Origin of the sequence: Parvimonas sp. D9 (genome assembly GCF_035282565.1) — a bacterium.
Lineage (GTDB): Bacteria > Bacillota > Clostridia > Tissierellales > Peptoniphilaceae > Parvimonas > Parvimonas micra.
The window spans coordinates 1-712 of the sequence record NZ_JAYKBM010000031.1 but is presented as its reverse complement, the minus strand read 5'-3'; the positions used below and the strand labels follow the sequence as shown (position 1 = coordinate 712).

Below are 712 nucleotides of genomic sequence, written 5' to 3'. Positions count from 1 at the left end.
GTACTCGTCTGGAGCCTGGTGCGGTTGTTATTATCCTGGCCACACGTTGGGTGTCCAATGACATCCATGGCCGTATCATGAAGCAGCAGGCCGAGAGTGGGCGTAACTTCTTTGAATATGTCCGACTGCCTGCGCTTTATGAGCCCATGAAGGAAGTAGGTCGTGATGATAATGACCGCCCCATCATGGCACCAGATCATGACGCAGTGGACGAGATTGGCCGCCATTTTGGCGAAACACTATTTGCCAAGCGTTACACTGCCGATACCATCCGTGATATCCGCATTGAGCTTGGGTCACGTTGGTTTAACGCCATGTTCCAGCAGGATCCGGATGCGGATGAAAATGCTGTCATCAATACAGGCTGGTTCAAGAATATCGAGGAGCGCCATTTTCGCCTGAAGCTGGATTTGGCCATTCATCGCGGCGAGCGTGTGGTATTCACCCGTGCATGGGACTTTGCATCTACTAAGGATGCTGGCGATTTTACCTCCGGGGCACTATGCGCATATAATCGCAACACGGAAGAATTCTATATTATTGACATCGATAGGGGCCAATACAGTGCAGAAAAAGCAGAAATCCGTTTCCAAAAAGCAGCAGTTGCGGACCACAAGCTGTATGGTGCTGACTGGGGATACCGCGTCGCCATTGAAGAAGAACCAGGCTCTTCCGGCAAGTACGCAACTCGGCATTTTCGGGGTATTGCCAG

1 protein-coding gene is annotated in these 712 nt (G+C 51.3%); it reads left to right on the top strand.

Annotated elements, in window-relative coordinates; translation table 11 throughout:
* Positions 1-712: hypothetical protein (locus VJI94_RS07870; protein ID WP_324008944.1), on the top strand; the 712-nt coding region annotated here is incomplete at both ends.